This is a genomic window from Wolbachia endosymbiont (group A) of Machimus atricapillus, assembly GCF_964027095.1.
Taxonomy (GTDB): Bacteria; Pseudomonadota; Alphaproteobacteria; order Rickettsiales; family Anaplasmataceae; genus Wolbachia.
Genome location: NZ_OZ034727.1, coordinates 1,203,489 through 1,224,788, shown reverse-complemented (window position 1 = coordinate 1,224,788; position 21,300 = coordinate 1,203,489). Strand labels below are relative to the sequence as shown.

At 35.6% G+C, this 21,300-nt stretch carries 19 protein-coding genes and 3 tRNA genes; 12 read left to right on the top strand and 10 right to left on the bottom strand.

What is annotated here, in order from left to right; all coding sequences use genetic code 11:
• Positions 1 to 15: 15 nt before the first annotated feature.
• The 5 genes from rpsU to hemF all read right to left on the bottom strand — a co-directional run bounded on the left by rpsU (position 16) and on the right by hemF (position 2,688).
• Positions 16 to 216: a 30S ribosomal protein S21 gene (gene rpsU, locus AAGD68_RS05940; protein ID WP_064125049.1), complete on the bottom strand. Its 201-nt coding sequence runs from the start codon at positions 214 to 216 to the stop codon at positions 16 to 18.
• A gap of 155 nt (positions 217 to 371) precedes the next feature.
• Positions 372 to 445 (bottom strand) — tRNA-Pro (locus AAGD68_RS05935).
• 225 nt (positions 446 to 670) lie between these two features.
• On the bottom strand, positions 671 to 1,357 hold the full coding sequence (locus AAGD68_RS05930; protein WP_264687982.1) for a 16S rRNA (uracil(1498)-N(3))-methyltransferase: 687 nt from the start codon (positions 1,355 to 1,357) through the stop codon (positions 671 to 673).
• A gap of 28 nt (positions 1,358 to 1,385) precedes the next feature.
• Positions 1,386 to 1,457 (bottom strand) — tRNA-Glu (locus tag AAGD68_RS05925).
• A 406-nt stretch (positions 1,458 to 1,863) separates the two neighbouring features.
• Positions 1,864 to 2,688: an oxygen-dependent coproporphyrinogen oxidase gene (hemF, locus tag AAGD68_RS05920; protein WP_253309328.1), complete on the bottom strand. Its 825-nt coding sequence runs from the start codon at positions 2,686 to 2,688 to the stop codon at positions 1,864 to 1,866.
• A gap of 160 nt (positions 2,689 to 2,848) precedes the next feature.
• Between hemF and AAGD68_RS05915 the strand changes: the two genes are divergently transcribed.
• From AAGD68_RS05915 to AAGD68_RS05900, 4 genes are all read left to right on the top strand, one after another.
• A complete protein-coding gene (locus AAGD68_RS05915; RefSeq protein WP_341814187.1) occupies positions 2,849 to 5,329 on the top strand; it encodes a response regulator in 2,481 nt (826 codons plus the stop codon).
• Between the two features lie 90 nt (positions 5,330 to 5,419).
• Positions 5,420 to 6,262, top strand: coding sequence for a ParA family protein (locus AAGD68_RS05910; protein WP_264687980.1), 843 nt, complete (start codon positions 5,420 to 5,422; stop codon positions 6,260 to 6,262).
• The gene (locus AAGD68_RS05905; RefSeq protein WP_264731549.1) at positions 6,259 to 7,110 is read left to right on the top strand and encodes a ParB/RepB/Spo0J family partition protein; all 852 of its coding nucleotides are present in this window, start codon (positions 6,259 to 6,261) and stop codon (positions 7,108 to 7,110) included. The genes AAGD68_RS05910 and AAGD68_RS05905 overlap by 4 nt, the downstream gene beginning before the upstream one ends.
• Before the next feature lie 522 nt (positions 7,111 to 7,632).
• Entirely contained in the window at positions 7,633 to 7,785 is a 153-nt protein-coding gene (locus AAGD68_RS05900; RefSeq protein ID WP_341814186.1) for a hypothetical protein, read from the top strand.
• Between the two features lie 329 nt (positions 7,786 to 8,114).
• Here the strand turns inward: AAGD68_RS05900 and AAGD68_RS05895 are convergent, their stop codons facing one another.
• Positions 8,115 to 8,444, bottom strand: a complete 330-nt coding sequence (locus AAGD68_RS05895; protein WP_264687977.1) for a TrbC/VirB2 family protein — start codon at positions 8,442 to 8,444, stop codon at positions 8,115 to 8,117.
• A gap of 134 nt (positions 8,445 to 8,578) precedes the next feature.
• Here AAGD68_RS05895 and AAGD68_RS05890 point away from each other — a divergent pair, with 134 nt between their 5' ends.
• The 5 genes from AAGD68_RS05890 (at position 8,579) to AAGD68_RS05870 (ending at position 14,094) form a co-directional block, all read left to right on the top strand.
• Positions 8,579 to 9,394: a YihY/virulence factor BrkB family protein gene (locus tag AAGD68_RS05890; protein WP_341814185.1), complete on the top strand. Its 816-nt coding sequence runs from the start codon at positions 8,579 to 8,581 to the stop codon at positions 9,392 to 9,394.
• A complete protein-coding gene (locus AAGD68_RS05885; RefSeq protein WP_264687976.1) occupies positions 9,381 to 10,136 on the top strand; it encodes an SDR family oxidoreductase in 756 nt (251 codons plus the stop codon). Before AAGD68_RS05890 ends, AAGD68_RS05885 begins: the two co-directional genes overlap by 14 nt.
• Positions 10,137 to 10,752: 616 nt before the next feature.
• Positions 10,753 to 11,352, top strand: a complete 600-nt coding sequence (locus AAGD68_RS05880; protein WP_265045135.1) for a peroxiredoxin — start codon at positions 10,753 to 10,755, stop codon at positions 11,350 to 11,352.
• On the top strand, positions 11,339 to 12,277 hold the full coding sequence (gene trxB / locus AAGD68_RS05875; RefSeq protein WP_264687975.1) for a thioredoxin-disulfide reductase: 939 nt from the start codon (positions 11,339 to 11,341) through the stop codon (positions 12,275 to 12,277). Before AAGD68_RS05880 ends, trxB begins: the two co-directional genes overlap by 14 nt.
• A gap of 236 nt (positions 12,278 to 12,513) precedes the next feature.
• On the top strand, positions 12,514 to 14,094 hold the full coding sequence (locus tag AAGD68_RS05870) for an ankyrin repeat domain-containing protein (RefSeq protein ID WP_265045132.1): 1,581 nt from the start codon (positions 12,514 to 12,516) through the stop codon (positions 14,092 to 14,094).
• On the opposite strand, the gene AAGD68_RS05865 is transcribed toward AAGD68_RS05870, so the two are convergent.
• The 4 genes from AAGD68_RS05865 to tldD all read right to left on the bottom strand — a co-directional run bounded on the left by AAGD68_RS05865 (position 14,039) and on the right by tldD (position 19,994).
• Positions 14,039 to 14,971 (bottom strand): tyrosine recombinase XerC, encoded by a 933-nt coding sequence (locus AAGD68_RS05865; protein ID WP_253309339.1) that lies wholly within the window; start codon positions 14,969 to 14,971, stop codon positions 14,039 to 14,041. The two genes, AAGD68_RS05870 and AAGD68_RS05865, sit on opposite strands and share 56 nt — an antisense overlap.
• A gap of 2 nt (positions 14,972 to 14,973) precedes the next feature.
• Positions 14,974 to 16,362, bottom strand: a complete 1,389-nt coding sequence (gene lpdA / locus AAGD68_RS05860) for a dihydrolipoyl dehydrogenase (protein ID WP_253309340.1) — start codon at positions 16,360 to 16,362, stop codon at positions 14,974 to 14,976.
• Complete coding sequence (locus AAGD68_RS05855) at positions 16,355 to 17,464, bottom strand: PQQ-binding-like beta-propeller repeat protein (protein ID WP_253309341.1); 1,110 nt, start codon at positions 17,462 to 17,464, stop codon at positions 16,355 to 16,357. The genes lpdA and AAGD68_RS05855 overlap by 8 nt, the downstream gene beginning before the upstream one ends.
• Before the next feature lie 1,111 nt (positions 17,465 to 18,575).
• Positions 18,576 to 19,994, bottom strand: a complete 1,419-nt coding sequence (gene tldD / locus AAGD68_RS05850) for a metalloprotease TldD (protein ID WP_265045130.1) — start codon at positions 19,992 to 19,994, stop codon at positions 18,576 to 18,578.
• 62 nt (positions 19,995 to 20,056) lie between these two features.
• On the opposite strand from tldD, the gene AAGD68_RS05845 reads away from it, so the two are divergent.
• From AAGD68_RS05845 to AAGD68_RS05835, 3 genes are all read left to right on the top strand, one after another.
• A tRNA-Leu gene (locus AAGD68_RS05845) sits at positions 20,057 to 20,141 on the top strand.
• 70 nt (positions 20,142 to 20,211) lie between these two features.
• Entirely contained in the window at positions 20,212 to 20,685 is a 474-nt protein-coding gene (locus tag AAGD68_RS05840) for a hypothetical protein (RefSeq protein WP_264688469.1), read from the top strand.
• A gap of 81 nt (positions 20,686 to 20,766) precedes the next feature.
• Positions 20,767 to 21,150: a hypothetical protein gene (locus tag AAGD68_RS05835; RefSeq protein ID WP_253309343.1), complete on the top strand. Its 384-nt coding sequence runs from the start codon at positions 20,767 to 20,769 to the stop codon at positions 21,148 to 21,150.
• Positions 21,151 to 21,300 lie beyond the last annotated feature (150 nt).

The window sequence follows — 21,300 nt, the reverse complement described above, 5'->3', positions numbered from 1 at the left end:
TAAACTATTAAAAAATTACCAACCGTAACGCTGCCTTCTGCATTCTTGCTGGTGCCTCTTTTTTCTCGCTTCAGCTTTCTTTTTAGCTCTTTTTTCTGATTTTTTTTCATGATATTGTTTTTTCATTTTCAACCCTCTTCCTTCCTTTTGAATTGTTTTTTTCAATACTGGAAGAGCTCTGTCTACATCACCATAATGGACTGATACTTCAATCAAACTCTATACCTCCTTCGGTAATCATTTCAAAATTTATTTATAAATTAGAAAATTAACATTGTCAATTATTTTATAAACTTGAGCGTTAAACTGCAATATGAACGAAATGCCTTTAAAAGCTCTAACTATTAAAAGCGTTAAAACTTCTGCTAGCATCGGGGCGGAGAGATTTGAACTCCCGACCCTTTGGTCCCAAACCAAATGCGCTACCAGGCTGCGCTACGCCCCGACTTCTTTACTCAGAGTATCAATAACTCAGGCAAAATGCAAGATTCATTTGTTTATTTTAGAAAAAATATAATATAAGATTTAATATTATTTTAGAATATGTTTTTTATTAGCTCCTCTTTAGTAGCAAACTGCTTCGCAGGCGGCCTATAGAGTTTGTACAGTTAGCGCGTGCAACACTGAATCAGATTTCTCTATGGCCCAAACCTTAGCCATATTTAAAAATCTAGCTACACCAATTGGTGAAAGTTAGTGCAGCAACCACAGCAGTATCGACCCTTAAAATTCTTTTTCCTAGACTCAATTTTTGACAAAACTTATCGGCAAGATCAAGTTCATAAGATGAAAAACCACCTTCAGGGCCAACAATAATAGCAACATTTTTCTTACCTTTCAGCACTTTATCAGCTTTACCTGTTTCATCACATAAAACAAAATTTTTACTCTGGGAATCAGGTAACTCACAAAAGTTAATAGGAGGCAAAATCTCTGGTATACTCATCCTACCGGATTGTTCCGCAGCTTCGATTGCCTGTAATTTTGCTCTACTTAGGTTAATGTTTTTTACTACTGTACGTTCCGTTGAAATAAATTGAATGCAGGTTACTCCCATTTCAGTTGCCTGTCTTACTATGTTGCCTAAAGCACCACTTTTTACCATGGCACAATATAAGTATAAATTTTCCTCATATTGCTGTTGTTTAGTGCATTCTTTGAGTGTAACTTTTGTTAATTTACGCGATATATTAACTACTTCTCCTAACCATTCTCCATCCTTTCCATTAAAAAGAGAGAGATTATCATACTTCTTAAGCCGCATTACATTGCAAATATAGTGACTTTGTTGTGGATTAAGTGCTAAACTCACGCCTTGTGATAAAGCTTCTTCAAAATAAAGCCTAATTTTTCCCATTCAAAACTTTAATTATATTCTACTTGAGTGACTCTTACGGGATTTGAACCCGTGTTACCACCGTGAAAGGGTGGTGTCCTAACCACTAGACGAAAGAGTCAATGCGAATTAACTCAAGTTATATTGATTATGCACATAAAGTCAATTATTTTATGGCGCAAACGTCTTTCTCTATTCCATATTTAATATTCACTGAATTTATTTCAGATTTAGGAGTTTTAGATCCTAATTCTAATTGTTGTTCAACTTTTGTATCGGAATCATAGCCAGAATCGTAGCCAGAATCTCTACGCTCATATTTCTGCTTTATTTCTTCTACACTAAAGCCAGCCTTTTAGTGCATTGTAGAGACTTAGAGTCAGTTTAACACCTTTTATGTCATTGTTTTTGACAGATTTAATTAAAAAATTATCTATTATACCCATGATTATACCCCCTATATAAAAGCTCACTATCATGGTACAACTTTAAACTATGATGATTTATTTTCTGCTAATAGCAGCTCTCTATAACCACTTAACAAGTGGTGGCATTGACATCATAATTGCATCTGGATTGCCGTCAGTCATTAAACCAAACCTTGTGCCACGATCGTATAACAGATTGAATTCTACATATCTGCCACGTTTTATTAATTGATTTTCTCGTTGTTCTTTTGTCCAAGATTTTTGTATATGTTTACGTATGATGTGCAAATAAATTTCCAAAAAGGCTTCACCTACTGCTTTTGTGAACTCAAAATCATTTCTCCAATTGCCAGAACTCAGATTATCATAGAAAATACCACCAATGCCACGCGGCTCTTTTCTATGTGGTAAGAAAAAATAGTTGTCACATTGCTCTTTAAATTTTGGATAATATCCGGTGTCAAATCTATCACATGTCATTTTGATTGATTCATGAATATACTTGCAATCTTCTTCATTTTTATATATTGGCGTAAAATCCATCCCTCCACCAAACCATTGTTTTGAAGTATATATCAGCCTTGTGTTCATATGTGCTGCAGGGATAAGGGGCGATTGCATATGAGACACTAAAGATGTACCGCTTGCCCAAAACTCTCCGTTACTTTCACTTGCACCAGGAATTTCATTAATGGCTGAATCTGCAAATTTTCCGTGTACTTTTGAAACGTTTACTCCAACTTTTTCAAAAACATTGCCAAAAATAATTGTAGATTCACCACCTCCACCACCTGGGCGATCCCACTTTCTTTTTTCAATCTTTGGCTCTGTGGATGATTGTTTTTCAATTAATAAGAAAGATTCTATGATCTTATCTCTTAGTGCACAGAACCACTTAAATGCTTGTGTTTTTTGTTTTTCCATAATGTCCTCTTGCTAGCTTATTAACATTGTTATATCTGATATTTAAGGAACTTAATTAGATTTGGATGATAATTATCTATCAAAGACGTTAATAAATCTATAATAATTAAATCAATATAATAAAACATTTTCGTATATACAACAATGCCAAATAGCAATAATGAATAAAAGATACATAGATAACAAGAAAGAGAACAGGGTTGACTTCATACTAAGAAATTATGGAATGTCAATTGTTGTGATGGCAGTTATTATGCTCTTACCTCCAGTAGCAATATCGATACTCTACTTTTTTGATATATATAGTCAGCATATTAATATAGAGATTAATTTATTAGTGAGCATTCTAACAACTCTCTTTATGATATATAATGTAAAACGCTACAGACACCTACTTAATACTATAGAATTTCAAAATGCAATATTTGCAAATGCACTAAATCATAATACAGAATTTTGCCTTATTTTACATAGAGATGAGGGTATTATTTATGCTGATGCAAGGTTCTACGAAAGGTTTAAAGATCATATAGATGATGACATTACGTTAGGCAAGATTTTTGAAATAGGAGATGTTTCAGAAGAAGACAAAAAAGTACTCTATCATGCACTAAAAAATAACTCTTCTGTACAAGTATGCATTTCCTTAAACAAGAAGAATAGAGTATCTAACTTTCTTTTGCTCTTTGAGCCGATACCAGATAATCCCCAAATTGCTATAAATAGTAATAAGATTTTAAATTTATCATTAGTGCCAATAGCAAGGCCAGATGGGTATTTTGTGTTAAAAGCAACACAGATAAACAAGGAGCAGATATATGAAGAGTTAATAGAAAAACACAGTATAGGAACTTACATTGCAAATGCCAAAGGGGTGATTTTATCTGTAAATAAAAGATTTTTAGATATATTTGAACTGAAAAAACTGGAAAAAGGTAGCTCAATCAGTGATTTTATATCTCAATCTAAATATAACAATACAACAACCGATAATGAAATTTTGTTTTTTACTATAAGTGGTATTCCATTCAAGGCTTATATGAGCACTGCTATATTTTGTGATAAATACAACCATAGCTATATATATGGCTTTATAACACCAACCGAATCAAATATTGTTGATTATCAATTACACCCTTGTTTTGCAAATTCATCAATTGCTATTGCACAATGTGACATAAACGGCAACTTTGTAAAGAAAAATACGGCACTAATAAAGCTTGCAGGGTCAGATAATAATTCAATCTTTACATTGATATTAGATAGTTATCATGTGAAAATACGTGAATATTTTTCGAGTAATAGAATAAATAATGCGTCCTTTGATGTACAGCTCAACGGCGATAATAACATAAAAATATATTTCAATAAGTTTCTTCATAATAAAATGATCTTCATACTTTGTTATTTTATTGACAATACTGAACACAAAAACCTAGAGATAAAGCTTGAGCATTATCAAAAGATGCAAGCTATAGGGCAGTTAGCAGGTGGTATTGCGCATGATTTCAACAATATATTGACTGGGATAATAGGATTTTGCGATTTGCTTTTACTCCAACATTCAGCTGGTGATCCATCTTTTGGAGATATAATACAGATACAGCAAAATGCAAAGCGTGGATCAAATTTAGTAAGACAATTGCTTGCTTTTTCAAGAAGACAGACCTTGCAGCCAAAAATTATTGATATAAATAGTACTATAGCTAATCTTTATGAAATGATAAAAAGATTAATAGGTGAAAATATAAAGTTTAATATTTATTATGGTAGAGACTTGGGTGCTGTTAGGGCTGATCAAGGGCAATTAGAGCAAGTTATACTTAACTTAGCAGTCAATGCTAGTGCTGCTATGGAAAAGGGCGGAGAATTAACTATACGAACCTTTAATCAAAAGATTGACTCATTAAATTCTACATCTCAGGACATGTTTTCTCCAGACAAGGAAACGATCGAACATGGAAATTATGTTGTGATTGAAGTAATTGATACTGGATGTGGAATGACAAGTGATACAATTGAAAAGGCATTTGACCCATTTTTTTCTACCAAAGATATTACCTCTGGTACAGGTCTTGGCCTCTCTACTGTATATGGCATTATTAAACAAACTGAAGGATACATCTATGTTGCTAGCAAAGTAAATCATGGAACTAAATTTAGCATATTTTTGCCCATGGTTTACATATCAGATGAAAATCTGATAGAGGAAGATAGTGAAGAAATAGAAAGACCGGTAGTAAGTGAAATTAAAGGTAATGGTATAATTTTATTGATTGAAGATGAAAATTCAGTAAGGGAATTCATCTCTAAAGCACTCAAAAGAAAAGGATTTGATGTAATAGAAGCGAGCATAGGCAGCGAGGCGCTAGAAATAATCAGTAAAAAAAATCAACACATAGATCTAATAATCACTGATGTAATCATGCCAGAGGTGAGTGGTCCAGAAATAGTTAAAGAAGCATTGATCCATAGGCCAAATATCAACGTTATTTTTATTTCTGGGTATGCAGAAGATGCTTTTTTAAAGAGTGATGACATCAATATAGAAGATTTTCACTTTTTGTCAAAACCATTCACTCTGAATGAATTAGGAAACAAGGTTCAAAGTGTGTTACACAAAGCAAAAAAGACAGTCTAATTTTAGTGTGATTAGCAACAAAAAAATTTTCTAATGCAAAAGTTTCTTGCATATATACAATAGAATTATTTTATACATAAGATAAAAGGCGTGAGCAAGATTATTGCAATAGTAAATCAAAAGGGTGGAGTTGGCAAAACCACAACTAGTATAAATTTATCGACAGCCTTTGCTGCTGTGGGAAAAAGCACTTTATTGGTAGATCTTGATCCTCAAGGAAATGCTAGCACCGGACTCGGGATTTCTTATCGTAGTAGGGAAGAAAAAAATATATACAAAATACTACTGAGCAGAGAAAATAAATTGATAGAATCGGCAATTTTCAATATAAAGGAAATTCCAAATTTATCACTAATTTCGTCAGTAGTTGATCTGTCAGCTGCAGAAATTGAATTATCGCAACTTGAGCGAGGAAAATTTGTGCTAAAAAGCGCATTAGAGAAGATACGCGATAATTATGAGTATATAATCATCGATTGCCCTCCATCACTTGGGCTTCTAACCATAAATGCTTTGACTGCTGCTAATTCTATTATTGTTCCTCTTCAGTGTGAGTTTTTTGCTCTGGAAGGATTAAGCCATTTAGTTAAAACTGTAGAACTGATAAAAAGGAATAACCTAAACCCTTTTTTGGCAATAGAAGGGATCGTGTTAACAATGTATGACAGGCGCAACAAACTCAGTGAACAGATTAAAAACGATATTTGCCAGTATTTAAATGATAAAGTATACAAAACTATCATCCCATTGTATGAGACTGTTATTCCACGTAACGTACGGTTATCAGAAGCGCCTTCTCATGGAAAACCCGCTATTGTGTATGATCTTAAGTGTCCTGGTGCACAAGCATATATAAGTTTGGCAAGGGAAATTTTAAAAAAGCACGCGAGCAGTTGTAAGGAGAAGAAGCTAGTGAGTGAGGGCGTGGTATGAAGGATGATAGACGCCTCGGCAGAGGTCTTGCCGGCCTCATAGGCGATAATTATGATAATAAAGAAGATCGACAAGAGTATTTGCCTATTTCATTACTGCACCCAAGCAAATTTCAACCGAGGAAACATTTTGACGAGGAGTCATTAAGAGAACTTGCAAATTCGATAAAGAAAAGTGGCATTATACAGCCTATCGTGGTACGCAAAGATTCAAATGATGATGGTTACGAAATAATAGCTGGGGAACGTCGTTGGCGAGCAAGCAAGATTGCAAATCTTGATAGTGCACCCGTTATCATAAAAGATCTGAGCGACAAGGAATGCTTGGAAGTATCCATTATTGAAAACATACAAAGGCAAGATATTAATCCAATAGAAGAAGGTGAAGCGTATAAGAGACTGATAGATGAGTTTTCCTATACACATGAAGAATTAGCTTCAACTATAGGCAAAAGCCGCAGTCACATAACCAATATGATTCGGATGTTGTCACTTCCTGATGGAGTAAAAACAATGATCAACGAAAAAAAGCTATCTATGGGCCATGCAAGAGCGTTGATTAATGTTGAAAATGCGGAAAGTATTGCAGAAAAAATAATTTCCCAAGGCTTAAGCGTTAGGCAAACTGAAAAATTGATAAAAGACTTACATCAAAGTAACAACCAAAAAGAGCAGAGATATACCAAAAATCAAGATATGGCAGCACTAGAAGGTGCTATATCTTCTCAACTTGGTTTAAAGATCAAAATTAATGACAGTAATTCTAAGGGTAAAGTTATGATACGGTATAATAATCCAAATGAATTGAATTTAATATTAAAAATTTTAAATAGGAAACTTGAGTGCTAGTAGAGCAAAAAGATAATATAAAATACAACTGTTGGTGTCACCCAAGTAGCATGGAGAGACAAAAATCACTTGACAAACTCTGCCAGCCCCCTTATCATGAAACTGAAGGTACTCAGTTATCTTCATCTGTGCAGATTAAACAGCAAGAAAACAACGTGGTTGGCGTCTTATTTTTAATTTTTTGCACTATGTGCACCTTATGTCTTCACAACATTTCTGGGTTTTTACCTATATAAGCTGAAACGCGCTTATAAGTCGTTTAAGACAGTATAGTACGCCAATTTGCAGGATTAGAGAGTGACAACTAGCTAACACGGGGTTTCTTTTGCCTTTTTTTCTGCTTAGTAAATTTCTTAAACATTTAAACTAAGGTGAGTTGCATTTAAAAGCAGCTAAATTGCAGTGTTTAAGACTTAAAAAACGCCAAATACTGAAAATAGACAATGACTAGGGCTTCTTTTGCCTTTTTTTTCGTTTGGTAAATTTCTTAATGTTTATAGCTAACATGAACTGGGCAGGAAGGTGTCATCCCAGTGCTCCTTTCTCGTCATCCGAGTAGCCCCTATGATGTCATTCCAGCGCGTGAAGCTGGAATCTAGTCTTTATTATGCAGCCACTTATTTAAAGTTAAGTTTTCTGGATCCAAGTAGTCAAGCTACTCGGATGACACCTTGACAATCGTCATCCCGCTACGTGTTAGCGGGATCTATGCTAAGAGATACCGCGAATGAATCGCGGTATGACGGTCTGCGGCGATATGACGGTTCGCGGTGGCATGACGATAACTTCGTCATCCCGCTGCTTGTTAGCCGGTATCTAGAGATACCGTGACGGTATGCGGCAGCATGACGATAACCTTGTCATTCCAGCGCGTGACGCTGGAATCCAGACTTTAACTGATATGATTACAGAAAGAGAATTTATTAGGTAGTCATAGACACTGAAAGTGGTAAAACTTACCACTTTCAAGTAAAGAAAACTACGTTTTGTGCCTCCAATAATTTCTATGGATGAACCGCTACTGCACCGTCTTTACAAATCACACCGCTTGGTGTTATTTTTGAAACGACTACAGGAGCGCCAAAAAACACAGCAGTAAATGCACCGAGTGCAAAAAGCGCTGGCCACGGCATTCTGCCGAATATTGCAAGCAACGCTGCACCAATTATCACTATTGTGATCATTGGTCCACCTATGCCATGAGTATAGCCTATTATCTTGCATATCACTAATGATGTTGTATCATTTTGATCAACAAAAGTAGGACTAGTATCAGCATTTGCATCAAATGCAAAGGAGAGAATTAAAGCTACAAGTAGAAGAAAATTTTTCATTACGCCTCCTATAATTTCTGTTTCATATTTGATTATCTATCACATTGATTAAGTTTAAGTAAATGGTGAGGATTTTTTGCTTAAAAGTATCCTTTATTTCATTTAGAATACTTTTCTTGGTTCGTTTATATTACATGCTACAGAAATTTTACAGCATCGTTTATTGCCTTTATCGTGCTTTGATTGACACAATTCATAATGATGGAGTGGAGCATGCAGGGTATCTATCATTTTTAATCCTGTTATCAATATTCCCTTTTCTCATCGTTTTAATGGCTGTGGCGTCAACATTCGCAAATTTCTTAGACCAGTATAACATTGGCTGGGTATTTATCATTGATAACATGCCACAGGATATTTTATCATCTTTGATGCCGCGTATCAGAGAGATAATATCAGGCCCGCCGCAAAGCTTACTAACTTTAGCAATTGTAGGCGCTGTTTGGACCGCCTCGTCAACAATTGAAGGGCTAAGAATAATATTGAACAAAGCTTATAAAGTTCCGGTTTCGCCACCTTATATATTAAGAAGGTTGTTAAGTATACTACAATTTTTAGTGATCACGCTTATTATAACTCTAACTATAGTGTTCTCTACATTAGTGCCAATGCTAATTGATTTTTCCTATCAGGGGATTAGTTATACTAAATATCTCCTCATTGAATTTGTACTTTTCACAGTAGTCTCTTGGCTATATTTTATGTTGCCAAACATAAAACAAAATTTATCAGACGTCTTTCCTGGATCTTGTGTGGCTGTTATTCTTTGGACAATTTCTGCTTCAGCTTTCAAGCAATACTTAAAAGCTTCCTTTGATCAACTGAATTTGATATATGGAAGTTTAGGTGGTATGGTAGTGTCATTACTATTTTTTTATATGCTAAGTTTGATTTTTATATATGGAGCAAAATTTAATTTTCAGCTAAAATATTTCAATGAATCTCGCTAAGGAGAAAGAAATGAGTAAGTTAGAAGGTAAAGTAGCTTTAATCACCGGAGCTTCAGGTGAAATAGGCTCTGCTGTTGCAAAAAGATTTGTAAAAGAAGGTGCATGTGTAATTCTGATTTCAAGATCTCTTGATAATCTCAAGCCACTATATAATGAAATTGAAGAGCTTGAAGAATTTAAAGAAGGCTCTGTGAAACTAATTCAGCTTGATCTTTTAGACTTTGAGAATGTAAAGATACTGACAAACATGATAGAAAGCCTGAAATTATCAGAATCTGGAGCACTTGATATATTAGTTGCATGTACTGGAATTTTAGGCAAATTGAACCCTATTCACGACTGTGAGATTGAAGAGCTACAGAACGTAATGAATACAAATTTTACTGCCAATTGGTACTTACTAAAAAACTTAGATCCAATGCTAAAGAAGTCTAATGCTGGAAGAGTGATATTCATGACCTCAGAGGTGACACTTTCTCCTTCCTCTTATCCATATTGGATGCCGTATGCTGCAAGTAAAGTTGCACTAGAAATAATGGTGCAGATATATGCATCTGAGACAAAACATACAAAATTATGTGTAAATGCTGTATACACGAAAGGACCTGTGGGTAGTGAGCAGGCATTTCCTGGATCTGAATTGGTGTCACCTGATAAACTAACAGACAAATTTGTGGAGTTAGCTTCTAACGATTGCAGCGTATCAGGAAAAATCTTACCGCTTAGCAAATCTCCCGAATAAATTACACTAGAAAGGATGTCATCCCAGTGCCCAGACACTGGGATCTAGTTTTTAATTTAACATAATCAAGAACGTTGTGTTTTACTTTTATGCTTACCAAATTAGTTTACAATCAAAGTTTCCTGGATCCCAGTGTCTGGGCACTGGGATGACACCATTCTTTTTCCTGGATTCCAAACTGGGATGACAGCTAGCCTGACAATCGTCATCCCGCTGCTTGTTAGCGGGATCTAGAGATACCGCGGCGATATGACGGTTCGTGGTGGAATGACGATAAGCTCGTCATCCCGCTGCTTGTTAGCGGGATCTATGTGAGATACCGTGAATAAATCACGGTATGACGTAGAAGCTATACTTTTATGCTTACCAACCCAATCAAAATCCTGGATCCCGCTGCTTGTTAGCGGGATCTAGAGATACCGCGGCGGTATGACGGTTCATGGTGGAATGACGTAGAATTTTATACTCACCAACTCAGTGTCCAATCTGGATTGTATCTTATCGGTAAAAAAGAAGAGCTATTTTAGGAAGTTTTTATAGGGCTAAAACTAAAGAAAACTTGCATATAAGTTCATCAAGTGTAAAATTAGAGTTGTTTTAAAAGAATAGGTCAATTATGAATCTTGTAACAAAATCTGCTATCGATTTTACTGCTTCAGCTGTTCTCTCCGGCGGAGAAATTGTTGATGATTTCTGTCTGAGTAAGCACATAAAAAATAAGTATGCTGTCCTTTTTTTCTATCCACTTGATTTTACTTTTGTTTGCCCAACTGAATTGATATCGCTCAATAATAGAATAAATGAGTTTGCAAAGCGTGGTATTGAAGTGATAGGAATAAGTGTAGATTCAAAATTTTCACATTATAAATGGCGAAACACTCCAGTTAATGATGGTGGTATTGGAGAGGTTAGCTACACTTTAGTGTCTGATATCAAAAAGTCTATATCAAGAGACTATGGGGTCTTATATGATGACTCAATTGCGCTGAGAGCAACTTTCGTTATTGATGATAAATTTATTGTACGTCATCAATCGATAAATGATTTGCCTTTAGGGCGTAATATCGATGAATTCGTTAGAATCATTGATGCAATTAAACATAATGAGGAGCGTGGTGAAGTATGTCCAGCAGGGTGGAAAAAAGGTAAGCCAGCAATGCAGGCAAGCGATGAAGGAGTAGCTGATTATCTAAACTCATACAGTGAAGAATTATAGATTTAGTACAAAAGTTCTTATTATTGGATCTGGAGCAGCGGGTTATGCTGCTGCTATATATGCAGCACGTGCAAACTTAGAGCCAATTGTAGTAACGGGAATGCAGCCTGGTGGTCAGCTTACAATTACTACAGATGTTGAAAACTATCCTGGTTTTGTTTCAATACAGGGTCCAGAACTAATGGAGCAAATGAGGTTGCATGCAGAACAGGTTGGAGCAAAAATAATAGATGATGAGATAAAAAGCGTTGAACAACTTGAGGATTCTAATGAGTATAGGTTTAGATCTTCTGGTAATACTAATGACTACTATTCAGATGCAATTATAATTGCATCTGGTGCGCAAGCGAAGTGGCTTGGTCTCAAGAGTGAAAAGGAATTTCAAGGTTACGGAGTTTCGGCTTGTGCAACTTGTGATGGTGCATTTTTTAGGAATAAAGTTGTAGCCGTGATTGGTGGTGGAAATACCGCTGTTGAAGAAGCAATATTTTTAACTCGATTTGCCAAAGAAGTGATATTAATACACAGGCGTGATAAATTGAGAGCGGAAAAGGTAATGCAAGATAGGCTCTTTAAAAATGATAAAATAAAAGTAATGTGGAACCATACCGTAGAGCAGATTCTTGGAGAAGAAAATCCGAAAAAAGTTACTGGTATTATAGTTAAATCAACGGAAGCTCAAGAATTGAAAGTCGATGGAGTGTTCATTGCAATTGGGCATGCACCAAATACAGGTATTTTTAAAGGCTTTGTTGAAATGGATGAACAGGGTTACATAATTACAAAACCTGGAACAACTTTAACTAGTAAAGCAGGAGTATTTGCTGCAGGTGATGTTCAAGATAAGGTATATCGCCAGGCAGTAGTTGCCGCAGGAACAGGGTGCATGGCTGCACTTGATGCAGAGAAGTTTTTAGAGTCGTAATTAATTAACTCAGAATTAGGATTTTATAGCTAAAGTGACTTAAGTTCATCGATAATTTTAAAAACAAAAATTCGTCATTCCGCTACTTGTTAGCGGAATCTATGCTGAGATACCGCGAATAAATCGCGGTATGACGTAGGAAAACCTTTCTTGGGTTAGCTATAGATAAATCGCTTGCAATTTTCCTTTTTTTTTACATAATTATATTAGTAAATCATTAATAAAGAGGGTTTAGTATGCCTTATAGAAACGGTGTAACATATTATGGAGCTTATGGAGGTGGTGATAACACGGCATCGCAAGCTCGAAATTCGACAACTTTAAGACAGCTAAGTGAATCAACAAAACAGTTATTTAAAGCTATTGATGATGAAAACCTAGAGAATTTTAAACAAGCTCTAGCAGAAGGTGCGGATGTTAATGCGTTTGATGAGAGATATACACCACTAATGACTATTATCATGAATGGTGATGACAGCCCTATATGCTTAAAAATGATGATGTTGCTTTTACAACATCAAAATTTAAATATTAATGCTCAAGAAACTAAAAAATGTAATACAGCTCTACATCTAGCCTTTCACATGGAAAATAAGAATTTTATACGGATGTTACTTAGACATCCTAGCATTAATACAAACAGTAAAAACAAAGTTTTTCTTCTTCAGGATAAATATCTTGAGCCTGAACATGATCGTACCAGAGCATATCTTATAGAACATGCAGAGTACAACCAATGTTTTTTTTATACTTCTAAGGAATATATTGAAAAAATAGGGCGAATACAAAAAAAGGACTTTTCGCATCTTACAATGGAAATAACAAAAGCACAAAAAGGAAAAAAATTATTAGATGCTCTTTTTAATGGAAATATTAACCGAGCAAAAACACTGTTGGCTCAAGAGCTTAATCCTAATTGCTGGAAAAGAAACCAAAATGGAGAAATAGAAACACCCCTGAGCTTAATATGTTTACAAGGAATAACACAAGATAACGAAGAAGTATTGATTAAACTTTTAAAACATAAAGACCTAGATTTTAGTCAAATAAAGCCAATACGAGCTATAGAGCAAAATTCACGGTTGAAGAAAATAATTGAACAAGCTATTACAGAGCGATTAACTGATGCTATTAATAGAAAAGATTTAGATGATGTAGAAAAGTTAGTAGAGGATAATTGTTTCATAAATCGTGCAATTGTTACTGCTGCATTTGAAAGTATTGAACGTATCAGAAATTATCTAAATGAAAAATTCCCTACAAGTGCAGAGCAACCTGTAGCAAATACGAATAATATACCAGCAGGTTTTGAGGAGTTTGCACAAAAACTTGTAGATGAACTTGAAAAGACAAAAGCTCAACTTGCAGAAACAGAGCAAAAGCTGGATAAGGTTGTGCGTGAAAAAACGAGCGAAACTAGCAAAATTTCACAATTAGAAAGAGATTTGAAACAAGTAAGGGAAGAAAGAGATAGGCTTTCATCAGAAAATATACTGCTCCGTACTAAAAGTCTGAGTAATAAAAACGAAAAATCCTCGGAGGCAATTTCTCCTGGTAAAAAACAAAGCAACTATGCTTATGCATTTTTTATATTATCTGGAGCATTGACTGGTTGTGTAGGTTTAGCAATTTTATACGATTATCTAGTAATAGGTGCTTGTCTTACAGCAGTTGCACTGGTTCTTTTTTTAGTAGGATATTATTTATGTAAAGCGGATGAACGAGATATAGGACCTGGTGGTACCACCGACAATCCTCAAGTTACAAGGGTTTTGATTTCTTCTCCAGGCCCTGCTGAAAATTTTTGTACATGTTAAAAACATCTTGATAATTGAGGTGAGTGTAAACCTGGGTGGTTTCCAGGCTTGAGTGGCCAAGCAGTTGTTGTATTGATCTTATGTCAATATCTTCTTGAAGCAAATGAGTAGCAAAACTATGACGAAATGCATGTGGAGATAAGATTTCTGGCAGATTTAATATTCTCCTTATTTTCTGCAAACGATTAGCCACATAAGTTCTTCCCAATTTTTTTCCTCTTACTCCCAAAAAAAGATATTGTGTTTCATTATTAATGCCAAGATAAGGACAGGCTTTTACATATTCCTGTATACACTTTTTTACTACCGGAAGAATGAATACCTGCCTTTGTTTATCTCCCTTACCTGTTACTATTAAACTTTCATTGTTAATATCACTAACCCCAAGGTTCAACGCTTCACTGATTCTTAAGCCTGTACCATATAGCAGGACGATAATTGCAATTTCTCTTTTTACCACCCAAGGTTCGCTCAAGTCAGATAATTTCATTTCTTTCACCAAAGTTTTTATATCAGGTATTGATAATGCTTTGGGCAGAGTTCTTCTCTGAATTGGCCTTGATAAGGAAAATACAGCTTCATTGTCTATATTGTAGTTGTTTTTTATGTACTTGAAGAAATTTCTGATTACTGACAATGCACGAGCGTTAGATCTTGCATTCACACCTCTTGCATAACGAGAGGTAAGCCAACTTCTTAACTCAGGTATACTTAAATTTTTCAGAGTACCAACATTTACTTCTCCACCAATGTGAGTATTTAGGAAACTTATAAGATCCTTCAAGTCCCTCATGTATGACTCTAAAGTGTTTGGTGAATAAGATCTGTTGCACCTCAGCCACTCATACCATTTTTCAATGATTGAACCGAGGTCCACAATTATTTTTTAAAGAAAGCATCGATGCACGCATCTCGAAAGGCTTCATTTATATCAGGATGAGAATGACAAATTCTGTATATATCCTCTGCTGCTGCGCCATATGCCATTGCAACCGCTGCTTCGTTGATTAGCGTATCAGCGTATGCTCCTATGATATGCACACCTAGTATTGTATCTGCTCTGCTACAAGTCAGCACTTTCACGAATCCTTCAGCATCATCAGTGATTTTTGCTCTGCCGTTTGCAGCAAATTGACATTTACCAACTTTGTACTTATAGCCAGCATTTTTGAGTTCCTCTTCGGCTTTACCGATCGAAGAAACCGCAGGGTGAGTGTAAATGACAGATGGTATAATTTCATAATCAACGTGAGGTGACTGTCCTGCTATTATCTCTGCAACTGCCACTCCTTCTTCCTCTGCTTTATGAGCAAGCATTGCTCCACCAATCACATCACCAATAGCAAATATTCCTTTCACATTAGTTTCATATCTGTTGTTAACTTGAACGAAACCGCGATTATCTTTTTCTATTTTTTCATCAATACTAAGATTCTCAGTGCATGGTTTGCGTCCTGCTGCCACCAATACCTTATCCGCCTCTATAGTGTTTGTTTGATTATCTTTTACAGAGCAAACTTTCACACTCAAAGAGTTACTACTTTGTTTTATTCCCTCAACTTTAGTGCTAAGTAAAAATTTTATTCCTTGTTTTTGTAGACTAGAAAGTAGAGACTTACTTAATTCTCCATCCATTGCTGCAGCGATTCTGTCAAAAAATTCTACTACAGTGACTTCAGACCCTAGCCTCCTCCATACAGAAGACATTTCAAGCCCTATTGCCCCGGCTCCGATTACGACAAGTTTTTTTGGTACTTCAGTTAAAGACAATGCACCAGTTGATGAAATAATACTTTTCTCATCGATATTAATTCCTGGCAAAGAAATAACGTCAGAACCGGTTGCAATTACTATATTTTTTGTCTTCAGCACCTTATCTTCAACTGAAACTTCAAGATTACCTTGGTCAAAAGAAGTAATTTTCCCAAGTCCATTGATTTTAGTGATTTTGTGAAGGTTAAACAGATATTCTATACCTTTTCCAAGTTCCTGAACTCTGGCGTCCTTATAGCCTAGCATTTCTTTTAAATCGAAACTTGCATCCTTAATTTTTATGCCAAGCTTCGACAGATCATTTTTCGTGTGAGCATACTGATAGGAAGAATGAAGTAGTGCTTTGGAAGGTATGCACCCAACTCGCAAGCATGTACCACCAAAAATGCTATTTTTATCTATGCAGACAACTTTCAATCCAAGTTTTGCAGCAGCGATAGCACACTTATAACCGCCTGGACCACCACCTATAACAATCAGGTCATAATCAATCATAAAGAACAAACCTATTTTCTAAAGAATAAACACCATTTCCCTCAGTTGTTACATATATTTTATCGTGAGTAAACACTGGAGTGTGAAACACATTACCAGGTACTTTGATTACCTTTCCTGCACTTTCAGATCCAGGAAAAGCAAGCATTGAACCTTTATTGCTTGTCACCCACAGTGTATGGGCATGCACAATTGGAGCAAACAATTGCGTATTTTCTATTAAATCAGATGCCCAGACTGTTTCTCCATTTTTTATATCCAGGCCGATTATTTTATTATCTTCAGTTACTATAAAAATTCTTCCGCCTTCTTTTTGTTTCTCTGCAGGAATAAGAGGACTATAATATGACTCAATGTCTGATACACTTTTTACTTGCAGTGACTTTGACCACAAAATATTTCCTGATTTCACGTCAATACCATAAATATAAGAATTGTTTGTAGCTATTAAAGTATCGCCAAGCACTCTCGGTGTAGTAGTTACATCTGTGAGCTGTGTATCCAAAAGGTTTGTAGCCAATTTTTGGCTCCACAATTTTTTACCGTCTTCATTAAAAGCTATTAACTCACCATTTGAAAATGGTGCTATTATTTTATCGTTAGAAATTGTTGGCGATATGGAATACAAACCTCGAACCTCATTGATACCGTTTTGATAAGCCCAAACGGAGCTGCCATCTTTTATATCAAACACGTACAGATAATTATCAATAGTCAATACTACCAATTTATTATTTATTACTGCTGCTTTCCCTCTTACTGGAGCTCTCAATTCTTTTTCCCACTCAATCTTGCCAGTTTTTGCATCTATTGCGTGTAAAGTGTTATCCACTATAAAGAAAACATTTTTTTCATAATGCGATAGGCTCATGTTACCAATTTTTTTCCTACGTGAGAGGTGTAATTTCCAATTCATAGCCTTTGAGTTATCAATATCAAAGGAATATAAAGCGCCGTGCTTGTCTGATAAAATAACGCTATCTTCTGTAAGCACTGGAGCTACATATCCTTGAGATAGTTTTTTATCCACTAGACTTATTCGCTCGCTTGCCATTGTGTAACTGCTACACAATAACATTATTATAACAATTATTACTTTCATTACTTAGTTGAGAACAAGATTTATTAATATACATACTAGAAATCTTAATCACAATGAAAATGTTCTTGTTGTACGTTGAAACATTGATTTATGAACAGAATATTATATTATTATGTAAAAATCATACTCTTAGAGGTAATACACCTCATCCACTATGCGGCAACGTGCATAGCTGTATGAACATTGAGATATAAAAGTAATTTATACCAAGAAGAAAGATGTCATCCAAGTAGCTTGACTACTTGGATCCAGATTGGATACTGAGTTGGAGTATAAAAGTATAGCTAACGCGAGCTCTGCGTCATACCGTGATTAATTCGCGGTATCTCAGCCGCTAACACATAGCGGGATGACAGCAATCCTACGTCATGCCGCCGCGAACCGTCATACTGCCGCAGATCGTCATACCGCGATTCATTCGCGGTATCTCTTAGCATAGATCCCGCTAACAAGCAGCGGGATGACGAGGTTATCGTCATGCCACCACGAACCGTCATATCGCCGCAGACCGTCATACCGCGATTCATTCGCGGTATCTCTTAGCATAGATCCCGCTAACACGTAGCGGGATGAAGGTTTTCAGGGTAGCTGTCATCCGAGTAGCTTGACTACTTGGATCCAGAAAACTTAACTTTAAATAAGTGGCTGCATAATAAAGACTAGATTACAGCGTCACGCGCTGGAATGACACCATTTTCGGTCTCTTAAATTGCTTTAGCTACAAACATTAAGAAATTTACCAAGCGGAAAAAAAGGCAAAAGAAGCCCCGTGGTGCGAGTTTTGACTCTATATTACTGTAAGTGGCGCTGCAATAATGTGCTAACGCTTAAAATAAGCGCGATTTGGCTGAATGTAGAAAAAATTTAAAAGACATGCAGCCGCTATAATTTTATGTAATCCGCCAAAAAATACCCTAAGTTTTTTACTGAATTTTGTCATTGAGCCTGCAGGTCAAAAACAAGTTTTGAGTCATAAATACCCTTATTGTCATAATAAGGAGGCTGGCGAAGTTTGTCAAGTAAGTTTTTTCGTTTCTGCGGGCTACTTGAATAACGGCTACAATGTTTGTACAATTGTTCGTCATGCGCTGGAACCCGTTTTAGCCCTTATCTATATCTCAGTTCCACCAACAGTTATTGCGTCGACTTTGAGTGTTGGTTGACCAACTCCAACGGGCACATTTTGTCCATCTTTTGAGCATGTGCCAACACCGGGGTCCAACTTTAAGTCGTTGCCAACCATGGATACTTTTTTTAGCACTGTTGGCCCATCACCAATTAGTGTTGCTCCTTTGACTGGCTGTGTAATTTTACCATTTTCTATTAAGTAAGCTTCTGAAGATGAAAAAACAAATTTCCCTGACGTTATATCAACTTGCCCACCACCGAAATTTACTGCATACAGACCTTTCTTTACGCTAGATATTATTTCTTCCGGCGTATGTTTCCCTGGTAACATATAGGTGTTTGTCATGCGCGGCATAGTAACTTCTTTATAACTTTCTCTTCTACCATTACCAGTTGGATTCACACCCATGAGTTTAGCATTCATATGATCCTGCATGTAGCCTTTGAGAATTCCATCCTCTATCAACACATTATAACTGGGTGGAGTACCTTCATCATCTATGCTAATAGAACCACGCAAATTAGGCAGAGTTCCATCATCAACTACTGTGATGCCACTAGCTGCTACTTGTTTACCAATAGAATTTGAAAATGCTGAGACTCCTTTACGATTAAAATCGCCTTCGAGTCCATGACCCACAGCTTCATGCAACAATACTCCCGGCCAGCCCGGACCTAGAATAACTGTCATTTCTCCGGCTGGAGTTGGAATTGCTTCAAGATTTACCAGTGCTTGTTCCAAAGCCTGGTTTGCAACTTCTTTCCACTTTTTCTCAGAAATAAACTTACTATAAGAATCCCTTCCACCGTGTCCTGCGGAGCCTCTCTCGGTACGGCCATCCTTTTCTACAATGACTAGCACATTAAAACGTACCAGAGGCCTGATATCGCTTAATCTGTGATCACCCTTTATTATTTGTACGACTTGCCATTCTCCACTTAGAGTTATTTTTACTTGCTTCACGCAGTTATTTTTGGACCTTATATACTCATTAACCTCATTGAGTAGTTTAATCTTTGAATTCAGATCCATTTCATTTGTAGGGTTAATCCTCGAATATAGGCTTTTTGTCTCTTCGTTTAAATTTATTGAATTTGTCTTGTTTAAAGACACTGAGCTTTTTACCATAGAAGCAGAATTACTAATTTCTTTTTCGCTAATCTCAGAAGAACAAACGAAAGATGTACTATCCTCACAAAAAGACCTTAAACCAAATCCCCTTCTGGTATTCAAATCCACGTGTTTTAATATGTTATCATCGAAAATCAGGGACTCCGACTGGCAAAATTCTAGAAATAGCTCACCACCATCGCTATTGCTCAAAGCGTTATTGACTATTTTATATACGTTATTAATATTAACATTGTTTTGAGCGAAAAATATTTGATCTAGATTTGGCATTACCTTTGAACTAAAAATTGTTTAAGTATATTATTTAACTTTAACATAGTAAACTATAAAAAGCCCGGGTGGCGGAATTGGTAGACGCGCTAGCTTCAGGTGCTAGTAACTTTTTAAGTTGTGGAAGTTCAAGTCTTCTCTCGGGCACTTTTAGCTTCCATATTGCTTGTTGAATTAATTAATGCTACAATATAACGTATTAGGTAATATTTATGCTATGTATGGTGAAAAAGATAAGTTAGCCTACAGAAAGAAGGTACGAACTTACTCGAAACGCTTAGTTACTACACTATCTACTGCTTCTTTTATTGGATATATAGCAGCATTAGCCTTTAGTATTCCTGTCTTAAGTCTGTATTTTAGTATTGCCGGCACTATATTAAGTGTACTTTCGTTTGCTTTAAATATATGGTCATTAAAGGATCATTTCCTACAGCAGAAGCAACTTGGTGTAGCAGGACAAAAAAAACTAACAAAGATCTGTCTTGATATTACATCTAACGTTTCGTTTTTAATAGGAGGAATTGCATCTATATTGCCTCTCGAATCTCCTATCATTCCTTTTGTTTCTACTGCCTTTTTTATTCTAGGCTGTACCTTTATGGCAGCTAATATCGTTCGGACTTTGATCAGCAAACCACAGGCAGAAAAACCTACTGATACCCTCTCTCCATCTGTAAAAGCAGTTTAAGTGTCAACAAGTTAACTTATTTGACTTGTATAGGAATATTAGCTATAATATTAATAGTTTAATAATAAAAGAGGTTAGTATATGGATTTTTTAAACAGTCACCCAGATTTTTTTGAGGATAATGCTTATTATGTAATATCTGAATATAATACGGATAATCGAGATCTTACAGATCTTAGTACATATGTAGTAGAACGTGATGCATATGAGAATTTGGTATTCAAAAACTTATATACATATATACGTTCCGATGGAAACGTACATAAAGATATAATGCTTAATCCAAAATCTTTACAAATAGAAGAGAGGATAGAAGATAGCAGAATCGAACAGTGTTATACAAATAACTATAAGATAGATAATGGAACTTTATCTTTAGATGAGAGAGAATTAGTATTCAATATAACTCCAGGTAAATGGAATGATTCAACAGAGTTCAATGTAATTAGCATTAGAAAAGTATAAGTGAATTTAAAGCTTAGTGGTAAATAGGGGACTGAGTATCCTTATTTCAACATCAATTACTTGAATAGTTGCTCAAGCCATCAAAATAAAAATTTTTATTCAGTAATTTGTGTATAAAGGGTACTATTTTACTAGTAGTGAAATAAATCA

Excerpts from the sequence above, each read along its gene's own strand:
- AAGD68_RS05930 (WP_264687982.1), bottom strand. The coding sequence starts at position 1,357 with ATGGGAAAAATTAGGCTTTATTTTGAAGAAGCTTTATCACAAGGCGTG.
- hemF (WP_253309328.1), bottom strand. The coding sequence starts at position 2,688 with ATGGAAAAACAAAAAACACAAGCATTTAAGTGGTTCTGTGCACTAAGA.
- AAGD68_RS05915 (WP_341814187.1), top strand. The coding sequence starts at position 2,849 with ATGAATAAAAGATACATAGATAACAAGAAAGAGAACAGGGTTGACTTC.
- AAGD68_RS05905 (WP_264731549.1), top strand. The coding sequence starts at position 6,259 with ATGAAGGATGATAGACGCCTCGGCAGAGGTCTTGCCGGCCTCATAGGC.
- AAGD68_RS05895 (WP_264687977.1), bottom strand. The coding sequence starts at position 8,444 with ATGAAAAATTTTCTTCTACTTGTAGCTTTAATTCTCTCCTTTGCATTT.
- AAGD68_RS05890 (WP_341814185.1), top strand. The coding sequence starts at position 8,579 with ATGCTACAGAAATTTTACAGCATCGTTTATTGCCTTTATCGTGCTTTG.
- AAGD68_RS05885 (WP_264687976.1), top strand. The coding sequence starts at position 9,381 with ATGAATCTCGCTAAGGAGAAAGAAATGAGTAAGTTAGAAGGTAAAGTA.
- AAGD68_RS05880 (WP_265045135.1), top strand. The coding sequence starts at position 10,753 with ATGAATCTTGTAACAAAATCTGCTATCGATTTTACTGCTTCAGCTGTT.
- AAGD68_RS05870 (WP_265045132.1), top strand. The coding sequence starts at position 12,514 with ATGCCTTATAGAAACGGTGTAACATATTATGGAGCTTATGGAGGTGGT.
- lpdA (WP_253309340.1), bottom strand. The coding sequence starts at position 16,362 with ATGATTGATTATGACCTGATTGTTATAGGTGGTGGTCCAGGCGGTTAT.
- AAGD68_RS05855 (WP_253309341.1), bottom strand. The coding sequence starts at position 17,464 with ATGAAAGTAATAATTGTTATAATAATGTTATTGTGTAGCAGTTACACA.
- tldD (WP_265045130.1), bottom strand. The coding sequence starts at position 19,994 with ATGCCAAATCTAGATCAAATATTTTTCGCTCAAAACAATGTTAATATT.
- AAGD68_RS05840 (WP_264688469.1), top strand. The coding sequence starts at position 20,212 with ATGTATGGTGAAAAAGATAAGTTAGCCTACAGAAAGAAGGTACGAACT.
- AAGD68_RS05835 (WP_253309343.1), top strand. The coding sequence starts at position 20,767 with ATGGATTTTTTAAACAGTCACCCAGATTTTTTTGAGGATAATGCTTAT.